The organism is Streptomyces sp. NPDC006372 (assembly GCF_040612515.1).
In the GTDB taxonomy this organism is placed as follows: domain Bacteria; phylum Actinomycetota; class Actinomycetes; order Streptomycetales; family Streptomycetaceae; genus Streptomyces.
In genome coordinates, this window is record NZ_JBEXQJ010000001.1 from 859917 (window position 1) to 876394 (window position 16478).

13 protein-coding genes and 1 pseudogene are annotated in these 16478 nt (G+C 69.3%); 11 read left to right on the plus strand and 3 right to left on the minus strand.

Translation table 11 applies throughout. The features are described from left to right. Positions 1–35: 35 nt before the first annotated feature. Positions 36–1193 carry an acyl-CoA dehydrogenase family protein gene (locus ABZ016_RS03805; protein WP_356914907.1) on the minus strand — a complete coding sequence of 386 codons (1158 nt, stop codon included), beginning with the start codon at positions 1191–1193 and terminating at the stop codon, positions 36–38. A gap of 97 nt (positions 1194–1290) precedes the next feature. Next, positions 1291–1902: a TetR/AcrR family transcriptional regulator gene (locus ABZ016_RS03810; protein WP_356914908.1), complete on the minus strand. Its 612-nt coding sequence runs from the start codon at positions 1900–1902 to the stop codon at positions 1291–1293. 86 nt (positions 1903–1988) lie between these two features. On the opposite strand from ABZ016_RS03810, the gene ABZ016_RS03815 reads away from it, so the two are divergent. The 5 genes and pseudogenes from ABZ016_RS03815 (at position 1989) to ABZ016_RS03835 (ending at position 8160) form a co-directional block, all read left to right on the plus strand. Further along, positions 1989–3605 carry a carboxyl transferase domain-containing protein gene (locus tag ABZ016_RS03815; protein WP_356914909.1) on the plus strand — a complete coding sequence of 539 codons (1617 nt, stop codon included), beginning with the start codon at positions 1989–1991 and terminating at the stop codon, positions 3603–3605. 14 nt (positions 3606–3619) lie between these two features. Continuing rightward, positions 3620–5536, plus strand: coding sequence for an acetyl/propionyl/methylcrotonyl-CoA carboxylase subunit alpha (locus ABZ016_RS03820; protein WP_356914910.1), 1917 nt, complete (start codon positions 3620–3622; stop codon positions 5534–5536). Continuing rightward, positions 5533–6483, plus strand: a complete 951-nt coding sequence (locus tag ABZ016_RS03825) for a hydroxymethylglutaryl-CoA lyase (protein ID WP_356914911.1) — start codon at positions 5533–5535, stop codon at positions 6481–6483. Before ABZ016_RS03820 ends, ABZ016_RS03825 begins: the two co-directional genes overlap by 4 nt. 5 nt (positions 6484–6488) lie before the next feature. Then, positions 6489–7649, plus strand: a complete 1161-nt coding sequence (locus ABZ016_RS03830; protein ID WP_356914912.1) for an acyl-CoA dehydrogenase family protein — start codon at positions 6489–6491, stop codon at positions 7647–7649. A 65-nt stretch (positions 7650–7714) separates the two neighbouring features. Continuing rightward, positions 7715–8160, plus strand: a pseudogene (locus ABZ016_RS03835) (Uma2 family endonuclease). A gap of 69 nt (positions 8161–8229) precedes the next feature. Here ABZ016_RS03835 and ABZ016_RS03840 read toward each other — a convergent pair. Beyond that, positions 8230–8751 carry a hypothetical protein gene (locus ABZ016_RS03840; RefSeq protein ID WP_356914913.1) on the minus strand — a complete coding sequence of 174 codons (522 nt, stop codon included), beginning with the start codon at positions 8749–8751 and terminating at the stop codon, positions 8230–8232. 417 nt (positions 8752–9168) lie between these two features. Between ABZ016_RS03840 and ABZ016_RS03845 the strand changes: the two genes are divergently transcribed. The 6 genes from ABZ016_RS03845 (at position 9169) to ABZ016_RS03870 (ending at position 16364) form a co-directional block, all read left to right on the plus strand. Beyond that, complete coding sequence (locus ABZ016_RS03845; RefSeq protein WP_356914914.1) at positions 9169–10212, plus strand: ABC transporter substrate-binding protein; 1044 nt, start codon at positions 9169–9171, stop codon at positions 10210–10212. A 123-nt stretch (positions 10213–10335) separates the two neighbouring features. Continuing rightward, a complete protein-coding gene (locus tag ABZ016_RS03850; protein ID WP_356914915.1) occupies positions 10336–11196 on the plus strand; it encodes a siderophore-interacting protein in 861 nt (286 codons plus the stop codon). 162 nt (positions 11197–11358) lie between these two features. After that, positions 11359–12801, plus strand: a complete 1443-nt coding sequence (desA, locus tag ABZ016_RS03855; protein ID WP_356914916.1) for a lysine decarboxylase DesA — start codon at positions 11359–11361, stop codon at positions 12799–12801. Next, positions 12785–14062 (plus strand): lysine N(6)-hydroxylase/L-ornithine N(5)-oxygenase family protein, encoded by a 1278-nt coding sequence (locus ABZ016_RS03860; RefSeq protein WP_356914917.1) that lies wholly within the window; start codon positions 12785–12787, stop codon positions 14060–14062. Before desA ends, ABZ016_RS03860 begins: the two co-directional genes overlap by 17 nt. After that, positions 14059–14598, plus strand: coding sequence for a GNAT family N-acetyltransferase (locus ABZ016_RS03865; RefSeq protein ID WP_356914918.1), 540 nt, complete (start codon positions 14059–14061; stop codon positions 14596–14598). The genes ABZ016_RS03860 and ABZ016_RS03865 overlap by 4 nt, the downstream gene beginning before the upstream one ends. Continuing rightward, the gene (locus ABZ016_RS03870; protein WP_356914919.1) at positions 14595–16364 is read left to right on the plus strand and encodes an IucA/IucC family siderophore biosynthesis protein; all 1770 of its coding nucleotides are present in this window, start codon (positions 14595–14597) and stop codon (positions 16362–16364) included. Before ABZ016_RS03865 ends, ABZ016_RS03870 begins: the two co-directional genes overlap by 4 nt. Positions 16365–16478 lie beyond the last annotated feature (114 nt).

Sequence of the window (16478 nt, forward strand, 5' to 3'; positions counted from 1 at the left end):
GGCAACTGTTGTACCGGTCAATGACTACGGCCGGTTTACAGACCCATGTCCTTCGCGATGATCGACTTCATGATCTCGCTGGTGCCGCCGTAGATGCGGTTGACGCGGTTGTCCGCGTACAGGCGGGCGATCGGGTACTCGTTCATGTAGCCGTAGCCGCCGTGCAGCTGGAGGCAGCGGTCGATGACGCGGTGCGCGACCTCGGTGCAGAACAGCTTGGCGCTCGCGGCCTCGGCGGGGGTCAGCTCACCGGCGTCCAGCGCCTCGGTCGCCCGGTCGGCGACGGCCTCGGCGGCGTCCACCTCGGCCTGGCAGGCGGCCAGCTCGAACTTGGTGTTCTGGAAGTGGGCGACCGGCTTGCCGAAGACGGTGCGGTCCTGCACGTACTGCTTGGCGAACCGTACGGCGGCCTTGGCCTGGGCGTAGGCGCCGAAGGCGATGCCCCAGCGCTCGGAGGCCAGGTTGTGGCCGAGGTAGTAGAAGCCCTTGTTCTCCTCGCCGAGGAGGTCCTCGACGGGGACCTTGACGTCGACGAACGCGAGCTCGGCGGTGTCGGAGGTCTTCAGGCCGAGCTTGTCGAGCTTGCGGCCGACGGAGTAGCCCTCGGACTTGGTGTCGACGGCGAAGAGGGAGATGCCGTGGCGGCGGTCGTCGGCGGTCGGGGCGGCGGTCCGGGCGCAGACGATCACCCGGTCGGCGTGCACGCCACCCGTGATGAAGGTCTTGGCGCCGTTGAGGACGTAGTGCGTCCCGTCCTCGCTCAGCTTGGCGGTGGACTTCATGCCCGCGAGGTCGGAACCGGTACCCGGCTCCGTCATCGCGATGGCCCACATCTCCTCGCCGCTGACGAACTTCGGCAGGTAGCGCTTCTTCTGCTCGTCGGTGGCGAGCATCTTGATGTAGGGCAGGGCGAGCAGCACGTGCACGCCGGAGCCGCCGAACTGGACACCCGCTCGGGCGGTCTCCTCGTACATCACGGCCTCGAACTTGTGGCTCTCCAGGCCCGCGCCACCGAACTCCTCGGGGACGTTGATACCGAAGATGCCGAGTTCACCGAGCTTGTAGTAGAAGTCCCGGGGCGCCTGACCCGCCGCGAACCACTCGTCGTACACGGGTACGACCTCGGCCTCGATGAAGGCGCGGATGGTCTCCCGGAACGCCTCGTGATCCTCGTTGAACACCGTACGGCGCACGCCGCCACCTCCACGGACCTAGCTGTCTAAGCGCTTGCTCAGTCCAAGGTACCGGCGAGTATCAACGAGCGTCCAGGGTGGGGGCCGGTAACGCTCGTCACGCCGGAGACTGGTGTGACCCCGCCGCCGCGAACGCACCCCGGGCCATCAGGTGGAGCAGCTCCGCCGTGGCCCCCCGCCCGGGCAACGCCCCGCCCCTCCCCAGATGCGGCGTCGAGTTCAGCAACCCGAACACCGAGTGCACGGCGGACCGGGCCGCCGGCTCCCCGAGCCCCGGGTACACCTCCCGCACCACTCCCACCCACAGCTCCACGTACTGCCGCTGCAGCTGCCGCACCATCTTCCGGTCACTGTCCCGGAGGCGATCCAGCTCCCGGTCGTGCAGGGTGATCAGAGGCCGGTCGTCGAGCGCGAAGTCGATGTGCCCCTCGATCAGCGAGTCGAGGACCGCCTCCGCGTCCACCTGCCCGTCCGCCTCCGCCAACCTCCGCTTCGCCCCGGTCAGCAACTGCCCGCTGATCCCCACCAGCAGCTCCGCGAGCATCGCGTCCTTGCCCGCGAAGTGCCGATACAGCCCGGGCCCGCTGATCCCCACCGCGGCGCCTATCTCGTCGACCCCGACCCCGTGGAAGCCCCGCTCGGCGAACAGCCGCGCGGCCTCCTTGAGGATCTGCTCACGGCGGGTGGGTGCGTCGGTTCTCGTGGCCATGAAATCAATTCTAGACAGGGAGGTTAGCGGTCGTTAACCTGAAGGAAATGCGTTAACGCTCATTAACAAGTGAGGGGACCCGCAGGATGCACGAGGCACCGGAGCTCACGAGCGCGGCAGACCCCGCGTCGGAGGCCTTTCGGGCCAACGAGGAGGCGCACCACGCCCTCGTCGAGGAGCTGCGCACCAAGCTGGCCGCGGCCGCCCGGGGCGGCGGCGAGAAGGCCCGCGCCCGCCACACCGCGCGCGGCAAGCTGCTCCCCCGCGACCGCGTCGACACCCTCCTCGACCCGGGCTCGCCCTTCCTGGAGCTGGCCCCGCTCGCGGCCGACGGGATGTACGAGGGCCAGGCCCCGGCCGCCGGCGTCATCGCCGGAATCGGCCGGGTCAGCGGCCGCGAGACCGTGATCATCGCCAACGACGCCACGGTCAAGGGCGGCACCTACTACCCGATGACCGTGAAGAAGCACCTCCGCGCCCAGGAGGTCGCCCTCGACAACCGCCTCCCCTGCGTCTACCTGGTCGACTCCGGCGGCGCCTTCCTCCCCATGCAGGACGAGGTCTTCCCCGACCGGGACCACTTCGGCCGGATCTTCTACAACCAGGCCCGCATGTCCGGCGCCGGCATCCCCCAGATCGCCGCGGTCCTCGGTTCCTGCACGGCCGGCGGGGCGTATGTCCCGGCGATGAGCGACGAGGCGGTGATCGTCCGCAACCAGGGCACGATCTTCCTGGGCGGCCCGCCCCTGGTGAAGGCGGCCACCGGCGAGGTCGTCACGGCGGAGGAGCTCGGCGGCGGCGAGGTCCACTCCCGCGTCTCGGGCGTCACGGACCACCTCGCGGAGAACGACGCGCACGCCCTGCGCATCGTCCGCACGATCGTCTCCACCCTCCCCGCGCGCGGCACGCTCCCCTGGGAGGTCACGGAGGCGACCGAACCCAAGGTCGACCCGCACGGCCTCTACGGCGCGGTCCCGGTCGACTCCCGCACCCCCTACGACGTGCGCGAGATCATCGCCCGGGTCGTCGACGGCTCCCGTTTCGCCGAGTTCAAGTCCGAGTTCGGCCAGACCCTCGTCACCGGCTTCGCCCGGATCCACGGCCACCCGGTGGGCATCGTCGCCAACAACGGCATCCTGTTCTCCGAGTCCGCCCAGAAGGGCGCCCACTTCATCGAGCTGTGCGACCAGCGCGGCATCCCCCTCGTCTTCCTGCAGAACATCTCCGGCTTCATGGTCGGCCGGGACTACGAGGCGGGCGGCATCGCCAAGCACGGCGCCAAGATGGTCACGGCGGTCGCCTGCACCCGCGTACCGAAGCTGACGGTCGTGGTCGGCGGCTCGTACGGCGCGGGGAACTACTCCATGTGCGGCAGGGCGTACTCCCCCCGCTTCCTGTGGATGTGGCCGAACGCCAAGATCTCGGTGATGGGCGGCGAACAGGCCGCCTCGGTCCTCGCGACGGTCAAACGGGACCAGCTGGAGGCACGCGGCGAGTCCTGGCCGGCGGAGGACGAGGACGCCTTCAAGGCCCCGATCCGCGCCCAGTACGAGCGCCAGGGCAACGCCTACTACGCGACGGCCCGCCTCTGGGACGACGGTGTGATCGACCCGGCGGACACCCGGCAGGTCCTGGGCCTGGCCCTGACCGCGTGCGCCAACGCGCCCCTGGGTGACCCCCAGTTCGGCGTCTTCCGGATGTGAGGGGACGGACGACGATGTTCGAGACAGTGCTTGTGGCCAACCGGGGCGAGATCGCCGTACGCGTCATCCGGACGCTGCGGTCGATGGGTGTGCGCTCGGTGGCCGTCTTCTCCGACGCGGACGCCGACGCCCGGCACGTCCGCGAGGCGGACACGGCGGTCCGGATCGGACCGGCCCCGGCGTCGGAGAGCTATCTGTCGGCGGAGCGCCTGCTGGAGGCGGCGGCGCGTACGGGCGCCCAGGCCGTCCACCCCGGCTACGGCTTCCTCGCCGAGAACGCGGCCTTCGCGCGTGCCTGCGCCGATGCGGGCCTGGTCTTCATCGGCCCCCCGGCGGACGCGATCGCGCTCATGGGGGACAAGATCCGCGCCAAGGAGACGGTCCGGGCGGCCGGGGTGCCGGTGGTCCCCGGCGGACGCGACCCCGACCTGGCCGAGGCGGCCCGCGAGCTGGGCGCCCCCGTGCTGCTGAAGCCCAGCGCGGGCGGCGGCGGCAAGGGCATGCGCCTGGTGCGGGACCTGACCCGGCTGGAGGAGGAGATCGCGTCGGCCCGCCGTGAGGCCCGCGCGTCCTTCGGTGACGACACACTCCTGGTCGAGCGCTGGATCGACCGCCCCCGCCACATCGAGATCCAGGTCCTGGCCGACGGCCACGGCAACGTCGTCCACCTGGGCGAGCGCGAGTGCTCCCTGCAGCGCCGCCACCAGAAGATCATCGAGGAGGCGCCGAGTGTGCTCCTCGACGAGGAGACGCGCTCCGCGATGGGCGAGGCGGCGGTCCAGGCGGCCCGCTCCTGCGGCTACCGGGGCGCGGGCACGGTGGAGTTCATCGTCCCCGGCGGCGACCCCTCCTCGTACTACTTCATGGAGATGAACACCCGCCTCCAGGTGGAACACCCGGTCACGGAGCTGGTCACCGGCCTGGACCTGGTCGAGTGGCAGCTGCGGGTGGCGGCGGGCGAACCTCTCGCCTTCACGCAGGAGGACGTACGGCTGACCGGCCACGCCGTGGAGGCCCGTATCTGCGCCGAGGACCCGGCCCGCGGCTTCCTCCCCTCCGGCGGCAGGGTCCTGAAGCTGCGCGAACCGCAGGGCGACGGCATCCGCACCGACTCCGGCCTCACGGAGGGCACGGAGGTCGGCAGCCTCTACGACCCGATGCTCTCCAAGGTCATCGCATACGGCCCCGACCGCGCGACCGCGCTGCGCAAGCTCCGCTCGGCCCTGGCGGAGACGGTCACGCTCGGGGTGCAGACGAACGCCGGCTTCCTGCGCCGCCTGCTCGCCCACCCGTCGGTGGTCTCCGGCGACATGGACACCGGCCTGGTCGAGCGGGAAGTCGAAGGGCTCGTCCCCAGGGACGTACCGGAGGAGGTGTACGAGGCGGCGGCCGCCGTACGCCTGGAAGGGCTCAGGCCCGAGCCGGGCGGCTGGACGGATCCCTTCTCGGTGCCGAGCGGCTGGCGCCTCGGCGGTGAGCGGAAGCCCGCCGCCTTCCACCTGAGGGTGCAGGAGCCGCTGGAGCACACCCCGCGCGGCACCGCCACGGTCTTCGGCGACCGCGTCACGGTGACGCTGGACGGCGTCCGCCACACCTTCCACCGCGCCGCCGACTGGCTCGGCCGCGACGGCGACGCCTGGCACGTACGCGACCACGACCCGGTGGCCGCGTCCCTGACCCGCGCGGCCCAGGCGGGCGCCGACTCACTCACGGCCCCCATGCCGGGCACGGTGACGGTCGTCAAGGTCGCGGTCGGCGACGCGGTGACCGCCGGTCAGAGCCTGCTGGTGGTGGAGGCGATGAAGATGGAGCACGTCATCTCCGCCCCGCACGCCGGCAAGGTCACCGAACTGGACGTGGCACCGGGCTCGACGGTCGCCATGGACCAGGTCCTGGCGGTCATCGCGCCCGACGAGGAGGTGGAGGCATGACGACGACCGGCCTTCCCATGGTGGTCCCGACCGCGGACCTCCCCACCCGCGTCCGCATCCACGAGGTGGGCGCACGCGACGGCCTGCAGAACGAGAAGGCGACGGTCCCCACGGAGGTCAAGGCGCACTTCATCCGCCGCCTGGCCGAATCGGGCCTGACCACGATCGAGGCGACGAGCTTCGTGCATCCGAAGTGGGTTCCCCAACTGGCCGACGCCGAACAGTTGTTCCCCGAAGTGAGTGACCTCCCCGTGGAACTGCCCGTCCTCGTCCCGAACGAACGCGGCCTGGACCGCGCCCTCGCCCTGGGCGCCCGGCGGGTGGCGGTCTTCGCCAGCGCCACGGAGTCCTTCGCGAAGGCCAACCTCAACCGCACGGTGGACGAGGCACTGGCGATGTTCGAGCCGGTGGTGACCCGTGCGAAGGCCGAGTCGGTCCATGTCCGCGGCTACCTCTCCATGTGCTTCGGCGACCCCTGGGAGGGCGCCGTCCCGGTCCCCCAGGTGGTCCGGGTCTGCCGGGCCCTGGTGGACATGGGCTGCGACGAGCTGAGCCTCGGCGACACGATCGGCGTCGCGACCCCGGGCCACGTGGTCGCACTCCTCGCGGCCCTGGACGAGGCGGGCATCCCGCCCGCCACCCTCGGCGTCCACTTCCACGACACCTACGGCCAGGCACTCGCCAACACCCTCGCGGCGCTCCAGCAGGGCGTCACGACGGTCGACGCCTCCGCGGGCGGCCTCGGCGGCTGCCCGTACGCGAAGTCGGCAACCGGCAACCTGGCCACCGAAGACCTCGTGTGGATGCTGCGGGGCCTCGGCATCGACACCGGAATCGACCTCGGCCGCCTCGTCGCCACGAGCACGTGGATGGCCGCCCACCTGGGCCGACCCAGCCCCTCCCGCACCGTCCGAGCTCTGTCCCACGAGGGCACCGAGGAGCAGTGATCACCATGGACTACCGACTCTCCCCCGAACTGGAGGAACTCCGCCGCACGGTCGAGGAGTTCGCGCACGAGGTGGTGGCGCCGAAGATCGGCGACTTCTACGAGCGGCACGAGTTCCCGTACGAGATCGTCCGGGAGATGGGCCGCATGGGCCTGTTCGGGCTGCCGTTCCCCGAGGAGTACGGCGGCATGGGCGGCGACTACCTGGCGCTGGGCGTGGCCCTGGAGGAACTGGCGCGGGTCGACTCCTCGGTCGCCATCACGCTGGAAGCCGGCGTCTCCCTCGGCGCGATGCCCGTCTTCCGCTACGGCACGGAGGCCCAGAAACAGGAGTGGCTCCCCCGCCTCTGCTCGGGCGAACTCCTGGGCGCGTTCGGCCTGACGGAGCCGGACGGCGGCAGCGACGCGGGCGCGACCCGTACGACGGCCCGCCTGGACTCCGCCACCAACGAATGGGTGATCAACGGCACGAAGTGCTTCATCACCAACTCGGGCACGGACATCACGGGCCTGGTCACGGTCACGGCGGTGACGGGCCGTTCGACGGACGGCAAGCCCCTGATCTCCTCGATCATCGTGCCTTCGACCACCCCCGGCTTCACGGTCGCGGCCCCGTACTCGAAGGTCGGCTGGAACGCCTCGGACACCCGCGAGCTGTCCTTCACCGACGTCCGGGTCCCGGCGGAGAACCTCCTGGGCGAGGAGGGCCGCGGCTACGCCCAGTTCCTCCGCATCCTCGACGAGGGCCGCATCGCGATCGCGGCGCTGGCGACGGGCTTGGCTCAAGGCTGCGTGGACGAATCGATCAAGTACGCCAGGGAACGCCACGCCTTCGGCAAGCCGATCGCCGCCAACCAGGCCATCCAGTTCAAGATCGCCGACATGGAGATGAAGGCCCACACGGCCCGCCTGGCCTGGCGCGACGCCGCGGCCCGCCTGGTGGCCGGGGCCCCCTTCAAGAAGGAGGCGGCCCTCGCGAAACTCCACTCGTCGACGGTGGCGGTGGACAACGCCCGCGAGGCCACCCAGATCCACGGCGGCTACGGCTTCATGAACGAGTACCCGGTCGCCCGCATGTGGCGCGACTCCAAGATCCTGGAAATCGGCGAGGGCACGAGCGAGGTCCAGCGCATGCTGATCGCCCGGGAACTGGGTTTGGTGAGCTGATCCCGACGGGGCCCGCACCAGCAATGATGCAGGCCCCCACACCTTCCCCTGCGTACCCTTGGACCATGGACTACGCGAGGATGCGCGCACTCGCCGAGGAGCTCGGGGCCTATGCCGAGCACCTTGAAGGGGCCTGGAGCGTGGAGATCGGCCCGTCGGGTCCGGTACTGGCCATGATGCGCCCCTCGAAGCGTCACGAGGGCACGGTCCACCGTATCCGCGAGCAACTGAACAAGCAGCTCGGGACCACGCACCCCGGCTACATCTGCGCGACCGGCCCCGAGATCGAACCGACCCCAGCAACGACTACGGCGAGAAGCTCAGCGAATACCCCGCCATGGGCATCCCCCACTACCTGATCGTCGACCCCCGCACCGGCACCATCGAGGTCCACTCGGACCCCTGCAAGAACCGTTACAGCCGCAAGGAACCGTACATCTTCGGGGATTCGGTGCCGTTCGGCCCCTGGACCGTGGAGACCTCGGCGTTCCGACGCTACGGCCAGCCCTGACGGTCCGTGGAGGAGAGCCGGGCCGGGCCCTGAGTACCGGTGTGCTCAGGGCCCGTCGGTGCGCGGATGTCAGCCGTGGATCAGCGGCGAACCGAGGGTCTGCTGGGTGATGGCTCCCTTGCCGTCGCCTTCGATGTCGTAGACGATCGTCGCGTCCGTGGACCAGTACACCTCGCCGTCGTACACCGTGGACGGGGCGACGCAGGTGTTCACGGGCTCCACCTGGAACCACGAGTAGTTGTCGTTGACGAGCTTGGTCAGGTCGCACGTCTTCGACGTGACGACGTGGTCCTCGCTGGTCTTGGTCAGACGCTCCTCGATCCGCGTCGTTATCTTGAAGCTGGTGAACCGCTTGGAGTTGTCGACGACCTGGTCGTCGATGATCTGCCAGCTCATGACCGACTTGCCGGTCATGCTGCCGGAGTGGGTCCCGGTGTTCTGCACGTAGTAGGTGGTCTGCGGCTTCTGGCCGGGGAAGACCACGTCGAACTGCGAGTCGGCGGTGCCCGCGAAGGCCGGGGCCGCGGCCAGGGCGACAAGGGCGAGAGCGGCGGCGCCACCCGTGACCGTGGTGGAGAGAAGCTTCCTCATGATGGTGTCCCTTCCGGGGCCGTGACGCTCATGAACGCGGGGCGGCCAGTGCGGGCACAGCGACGGGCAGCAAGGTGACACGCAAGGCGGCGCAGGACATGGCGCAGCATTCCCCCGTGAAAGCGCGCATGGAGAACCGGTGTTCGGTTCGATGGTCGCTTGGAAGGTATCAGCCGATCACAGCCCCTGCCACACCCAATCTTCACGCTGAACTCGCAGGCGCCACACAGTCGCAGACGTCTCGGTGATCCGGATCACCGTCTCGTCGCGCATCCCCGCCGCACCCCTTGGGCACAGCTACCAGGACCCCCTGGACACATCTTGAGGTTAGGCTAACCTAAGCTTGTTTCCAGCCAAGCGGCTCTCGGCCGCGCCCGCAGTGGCTCCGTACGCATGAAAGCAACCGAGGACCCAGTCATGTCGAACGCCAGAACCGCCCACTTCTCCCGCCGCGGCATCCTCGCCGCCGGCGGCGCCCTCGGACTCGGGGCCCTCGTGACCGCGTGTGGCAGTGAGGACGCGAAGGACAGCGGCTCGGAGTCGAAGGCGGCCGCCAAGTCCGGTCCGTGGTCCTTCAAGGACGACCGCGGCAAGAACGTCCAGCTCGACAAGGTCCCCACGAACATCGTCGCCTTCACCGGTGTCGCCGCCGCCCTGTACGACTACGGCGTCTCCGTCAAGGGCGTCTTCGGCCCGACCAGGACGAAGGACGGCAAGCCCGATGTCCAGGCCGGCGACATGGACATCAGCAAGGTGACCGTCCTCGGCAACGCCTGGGACCAGTTCAACATGGAGAAGTACGCCACCCTCGCCCCGGACGTGCTGATCAGCACGATGTTCGACGACGCCGGCACCCTCTGGTACGTCCCCGAGGACTCCAAGGACAAGATCGCCAAGCTGGCCCCGAGCGTCGGCATCTCCGTGTATGACCGTCAGCTCACCGCCCCGCTGCAGCGGATGTGGGAGCTGGCCGAGTCCCTCGGCGGCGACATGAAGGCCGCGAAGGCCACCGACGCCAAGAAGCGGTTCGAGGAGGCGTCCGAGCGGCTGCGCAAGGCGGCCAAGGCGCACCCCGACATCAAGGTGATGGCCGGTTCCGCGAGCCAGGAGCTCTTCTACGTCTCCGGCACCAACCTCTCCGTCGACCTGGAGTACTTCAAGGCCCTCGGCGTGAACTTCGTCGAGCCGCCGGAGAAGGCCAAGGCCCAGGGCGGCGGTTGGTTCGAGAGCCTGAGCTGGGAGAACGTCGACAAGTACGCGGCGGACATCATCATGATGGACGACCGGTCCTCGGCGATCCAGCCGGCGAACATCACCGAGGCGACGTGGAAGAAGCTGCCCGCGGTGAAGGCCGGGCAGGTCATCTCGCGGTCCGCTGAGCCGATTCTGTCGTACGACAAGTGTGTGCCGCTGGTGGAGGGGCTGGCGAAGGCCATCGAGACCGCGAAGAAGGTCAGTTGATCGCTCAGCGCCGTGGGGGCTGTGCCGAGTTCATGACCGCGGGTCCGCTGTGGCTGGTCGCGCAGTTCCCCGCGCCCCTAAAAGGGCACGCCCCACCGCCTGACGAAGACTCAGGAGCCCGATATGACCACCGCCGTAGCCGCCCCCTTCCGTTTCTTCTCGCTCCAGGTCGTGCGGACGAGGCGGCTCGGTCCGTCTCTGGTCCGGGTCACCTTCGGTGGGCCCGATCTGCACGCCTTCCACTCCGACGGGTGCGACCAGTCGCTGTCGCTGTTCCTGCCCCACCCCGGGCAGCCCGAGCCGGTCGTGCCGCTCGAGCTCGGGGACGGCTGGTGGCAGGGCTGGCGTGAACTCCCCGACGACGTACGGGCCGTGATGCGGTCCTACACCCTGCGCGCACTGCGCCGCGACCCGGACGAGATCGACATCGACTTCGCCCTGCACGGCATCGAGCCGGGCGCCCATGTCCAGGCCGGACCCGCCTCCCGCTGGGCCGCGCGGACCGCCGCCGGGGACCGGGTCCTGCTGCTCGGGCCGGCCATCGCCGACAACCGGGCGATCCGTTTCCGGCCGCCCGAGGACACCGGCCTCGTGGTCGTCTGGGGCGACGAGACCGCCGTACCGGCCGCCTCCGCCATCGTCGAGTCGCTCCCGGCGGGCGTCCGCGCCCGGGTGTGGCTGGAGGTGCCGCACGCCGGGGACGTCCAGGACCTCGTGACCGAGGCGGACGCCGAGATCACCTGGCTGGTACGGGAGGAGAAGAGGAGCGTCGAGGGCTCCTCCCCCATGGCCCTCGACATCCTTCGCGACACCCAACTCCCGCCCGGCGAGCGTCCGTACGTATGGATCGCGGGCGAGTCCGGCTGTGTGAAGCAGCTGCGGCGGCACTTCGTGCACGAGCGGGGGATCGATCGTCGCCGGGTCACGTTCGTCGGCTACTGGCGCCACGGCGTGAGCGAGGAGCAGTTGCGGACGGAGGGGTAGCCGATCCGCCGGCGACGACGGACGAAAGTCGAAACCTGAGTGACCACGGTCACGAAAGGGCACGGTTTCCCGCCCAGCAACTTAGGTTAGGCTTACCTAAGTTGAACCGGCGGTTCAGCCGCCCTGTCCCGCACCGGACTGTCCCCACCGGAGGACCCCCACATGCGCTCGCACCTGCTCAACGGCACCACCGCGGAGCAGTACCGCCGCTCCGTGACCGAAGGAGTCGAGCGGGTGGCCGCCAAACTCGCCGCCACCGACAGGCCGTTCACCGGCGTCAGCGTCGACGCCCTCGCTCCCCGCATCGACGAGATCGACCTCGACCAGCCGCTGCACGACACCGCCGCGGTGCTCGACGAACTGGAGGACGTCTACCTCCGGGACGCGATCTACTTCCACCACCCCCGCTACCTGGCCCACCTCAACTGCCCGGTCGTCATCCCGGCCGTGCTCGGCGAGGCCGTCCTGTCCGCCGTGAACTCCTCCCTGGACACCTGGGACCAGTCGGCCGGCGGCACCCTCATCGAGCGGAAACTGATCGACTGGACGACCGAGCGCATCGGCCTCGGCCCGGCCGCCGACGGGGTGTTCACCTCCGGCGGCACGCAGTCCAACCTCCAGGCGCTGCTGCTCGCCCGCGAGGAGGCCAAGAGCGACAGCCTCGCCGAACTGCGCATCTTCGCCTCCGAGGTCAGCCACTTCAGCGTGAAGAAGTCCGCGAAGCTCCTCGGACTCGGCCAGGACGCCGTGGTCTCGATCCCCGTCGACCACGACAAGCGCATGCAGACCGTCGCCCTCGCCCGCGAGCTGGAGCGCTGCACGAAGGACGGCCTCGTCCCCATGGCCGTCGTCGCCACCGCCGGCACCACCGACTTCGGCTCCATCGACCCGCTGCCCGAGATCGCCGAGCTGTGCGAGCAGTTCGGCACCTGGATGCACGTCGACGCCGCCTACGGCTGCGGACTGCTCGCCTCCCTGAAGCACCGGGACCGCATCGAGGGCATCGAGCGCGCCGACTCGGTCACCGTCGACTACCACAAGTCCTTCTTCCAGCCGGTGAGCTCCTCGGCCGTCCTCGTACGGGACGCGGCGACGCTCCGCCACGCCACCTACCACGCCGAGTACCTGAACCCGCGCCGCATGGTGCAGGAACGTATCCCCAACCAGGTGGACAAGTCCCTGCAGACCACCCGCCGGTTCGACGCCCTCAAGCTGTGGATGACACTGCGGACCATGGGCGCCGACGGCATCGGGCAGCTCTTCGACGAGGTGTGCGAGCTGGCCCGGGAGGGCTGGAAGCTGCTCGCCGCCGACCCGCGTTTCGACGTGGTCGTGGAGCCGAGCCTGTCCACGCTGGTCTTCCGCTGCATCCCGGCGAACGTCACCGACCCCGCCGAGATCGACCGAGCCAACCTCTACGCCCGCAAGGCCCTCTTCGCCTCCGGCGACGCCATCGTCGCGGGCACCAAGGTCGCCGGCCGTCACTACCTGAAGTTCACCCTGCTCAACCCCGAGACGCAGGCGTCCGACATCGCCGCCGTCCTCGACCTGATCGCCGGCCACGCCGAGCAGTACCTGGGAGAATCCCTTGACCGCGCGTCCTGAAAACCCGACCAGAACCCATGACTTCGTGGGCATCGGGCTCGGCCCCTTCAACCTCGGCCTGGCCTGCCTGACCGAGCCCATCGCCGAACTCGACGGCGTCTTCCTGGAGTCGAAGCCCGACTTCGAGTGGCACGCGGGGATGTTCCTCGACGGCGCCCACCTCCAGACCCCGTTCATGTCGGACCTGGTCACCCTCGCCGACCCGACGTCCCCGTACTCCTTCCTGAACTACCTGAAGGAGAAGGGCCGGCTGTACTCGTTCTACATCCGCGAGAACTTCTACCCGCTGCGCGTCGAGTACGACGACTACTGCCGCTGGGCCGCGAACAAGCTGAGCACCATCCGCTTCGGCACGACGGTGACGGAAGTGCGCTACGAGGACGGCGTCTACGTCGTGCACACCGAGGCCGGAGAGGTGTACCGGGCCCGTCACCTGGTCCTCGGCACGGGCACCCCGCCCTACGTCCCCGAGGCCTGCCAGGGCCTGGGCGGCGACTTCATCCACAACTCCCGCTACCTCCGGCACAAGGCGGAGCTGCAGAAGAAGGACTCGATCACGCTGGTCGGCTCCGGCCAGTCCGCCGCCGAGATCTACTACGACCTGCTCAGCGAGATCGACGTCCACGGCTACCGGCTGAACTGGGTCACCCGCTCCCCGCGCTTCTTCCCGCTGGAGTACACCAAGCTCACGCTGGAGATGACGTCCCCGGAGTACGTGGACTACTTCCGCGAGCTGCCGGAGGCCACCCGCTACCGCCTCACGGCCGAGCAGAAGGGCCTGTTCAAGGGCATCGACGGCGACCTGATCAACGAGATCTTCGACCTGCTCTACCAGAAGAACCTCGGCGGCCCCGTGCCCACCCGCCTGCTCACCAACTCCTCGCTGCACAGCGCGGCGTACGAGAACGGCACGTACACGCTGGGCTTCCGCCAGGAAGAGCAGCAGAAGGACTTCGAGCTGACCTCCGAGGGCCTGGTCCTCGCCACGGGCTACAAGTACGCCGAGCCCGAGTTCCTGAAGCCCGTCCGGGACCGCCTGGTCTACGACTCCCGGGGCAACTTCGACGTGGCCCGCAATTACGCCGTCGACGTCACCGGCCGCGGGATCTTCCTGCAGAACGCCGGCGTCCACACCCACAGCATCACCAGCCCCGACCTGGGCATGGGCCCGTACCGGAACGCGTACATCATCCGCGAGCTGCTCGGCACCGAGTACTACCCGGTCGAGAAGACGATCGCGTTCCAGGAGTTCTCCGTATGAGCATCGGCACCCTCACCGTCCGCGCCCTCGACCCGCTGAAGGACGCCGAGCTGCTGCACTCCTGGGTCACCCACCCCAAGGCCGCCTACTGGATGATGCAGGACGCGAAGCTCCAGGACGTCGAGCGCGAGTACATGCGGATCGCGGCCCACGAGCACCACCACGCCTTCGTGGGCCTGCACGACGGCGAACCGGCCTTCCTGATGGAGAGCTACGACCCCCGGTACGTCGAGCTGGTCGGGCTGTACGAGCCGGAGCCCGGCGACGTCGGCATGCACTTCCTGGTCGCCCCCACCGACCGGCCGATCCACGGTTTCACCCGGGCCGTCATCACCACCGTGATGGAGGAGCTGTTCGCCGACCCGCGCACCCGTCGAGTCGTCGTCGAGCCCGACGTGAGCAACAAGGCCGTGCACAAGCTGAACGAGGCCGTGGGCTTCGTGCCCGCACGTGAGATCGACAAGCCGGAGAAGCGCGCGCTGCTGAGCTTCTGCACGCGCGAGCAGTTCCTGGCCGCCCGAGGAGTAGCCGTATGACCCTGTCCGACGCCGTAGCGCATCTGTCCCCCCACCGCTGGGCGCGGGCCAACCGCCTCCTGATCCGCAAGGCGCTCGCCGAGTTCGCGCACGAGCGGCTCATCACCCCGGAGGCCACCGGCGACGGCGAGTACGTCGTCCGCAGCGACGGCCAGACCCGGTACACCTTCACCGCCGTGCGCCGCGCGCTCGACCACTGGCAGGTCGACGCCGACTCGATCACCCGCCACCGGGACGGCGCCGAGGCCCCCCTGGCGGCCCTGGACTTCTTCATCGAGCTCCAGAAGTCCCTCGGCCTGAGCGACGACATCCTGCCCGTCTACCTGGAGGAGATCTCCTCCACCCTCTCGGGCACCTGCTACAAGCTCACCAAACCGAAGAAGACGGCGGCGGAGCTCGCCCGCGGCGACTTCCAGGCCATCGAGACCGGCATGACCGAGGGCCACCCCTGCTTCGTCGCCAACAACGGACGGCTCGGCTTCGGCATCCACGAGTACCTGTCGTACGCCCCGGAGACCGCGAGCCCCGTCCGGCTGATCTGGCTGGCGGCACACCGCTCACGTGCCGCGTTCACGGCCGGCATCGGCATCGAGTACGAGTCGTTCCTGCGCGAGGAACTGGGCCGGGAGACCGTCGAGCGTTTCCACGGTGTCCTGCGCGACCAGGACCTCGACCCGGCCGACTACCTCCTCATCCCCGTCCACCCCTGGCAGTGGTGGAACAAGCTCACCGTCACCTTCGCCGCCGAGGTCGCCCGGAAACACCTGGTGTGCCTGGGCGAGGGCGACGACGAGTACCTGGCCCAGCAGTCCATCCGGACCTTCTTCAACACCTCCAGTCCCGAGAAGCACTACGTGAAGACGGCCCTGTCCGTCATCAACATGGGCTTCATGCGCGGTCTTTCGGCCGCCTACATGGAGGCCACCCCGGCGATCAACGACTGGCTGGCCCAGCTGATCGAGGGCGACCCGGTGCTGAGCTCCACGGGCCTGTCGATCATCCGCGAGCGGGCCGCCGTCGGCTACCGGCACCTGGAGTACGAGCAGGCGACGGACCGCTACTCGCCGTACCGCAAGATGCTCGCCGCGCTGTGGCGGGAGAGCCCGGTGCCGTCCCTGAAGGACGGCGAGTCCCTGGCCACCATGGCCTCCCTGGTCCACGTCGACCACGAGGGCGCCTCCGTCGCGGGCGCGCTCATCGAGCAGTCGGGCCTCACTCCGAAGGAATGGCTGCGCCGCTACCTCCAGGCCTACTTCACGCCCCTCCTCCACAGCTTCTACGCCTACGACCTGGTGTTCATGCCGCACGGCGAGAACGTCATCCTGGTGTTGAAGGACGGGGTCGTGCAGCGCGCTATCTACAAGGACATCGCCGAGGAGATCGCCGTCATGGACCCGGACGCGGTGCTGCCGCCGACGGTGGAGCGGCTGCGCGTGGAGGTCCCGGAGGACAAGAAGCTCCTGTCGATCTTCACGGACGTCTTCGACTGCTTCTTCCGCTTCCTCGCGGCGAACCTCGCCTCCGAGGGGATCCTGGAGGAGGACGACTTCTGGCGCACGGTCGCGGACGTGACCCGCGCCTACCAGGAGTCGACGCCGGAACTCGCCGACAAGTTCAAGCAGTACGACATGTTCGCCCCCGAGTTCGCCCTCTCCTGCCTCAACCGCCTCCAGCTCCGCAACAACGAACAGATGGTGGACCTCTCGGACCCGTCCGGCGCCCTCCAGCTGGTGGGCAACCTGAAAAACCCCATCGCACAGTTCTGACCCCACAGACAGACGGGCACCCCGGAGTACGGTCCTCCGGGGTGCTCGTCATGCTTGGGGGCGCGGGGAACTGCGCAATCTTTTAGGGGCGCGGGGAACTGCGCGACAAGCCCC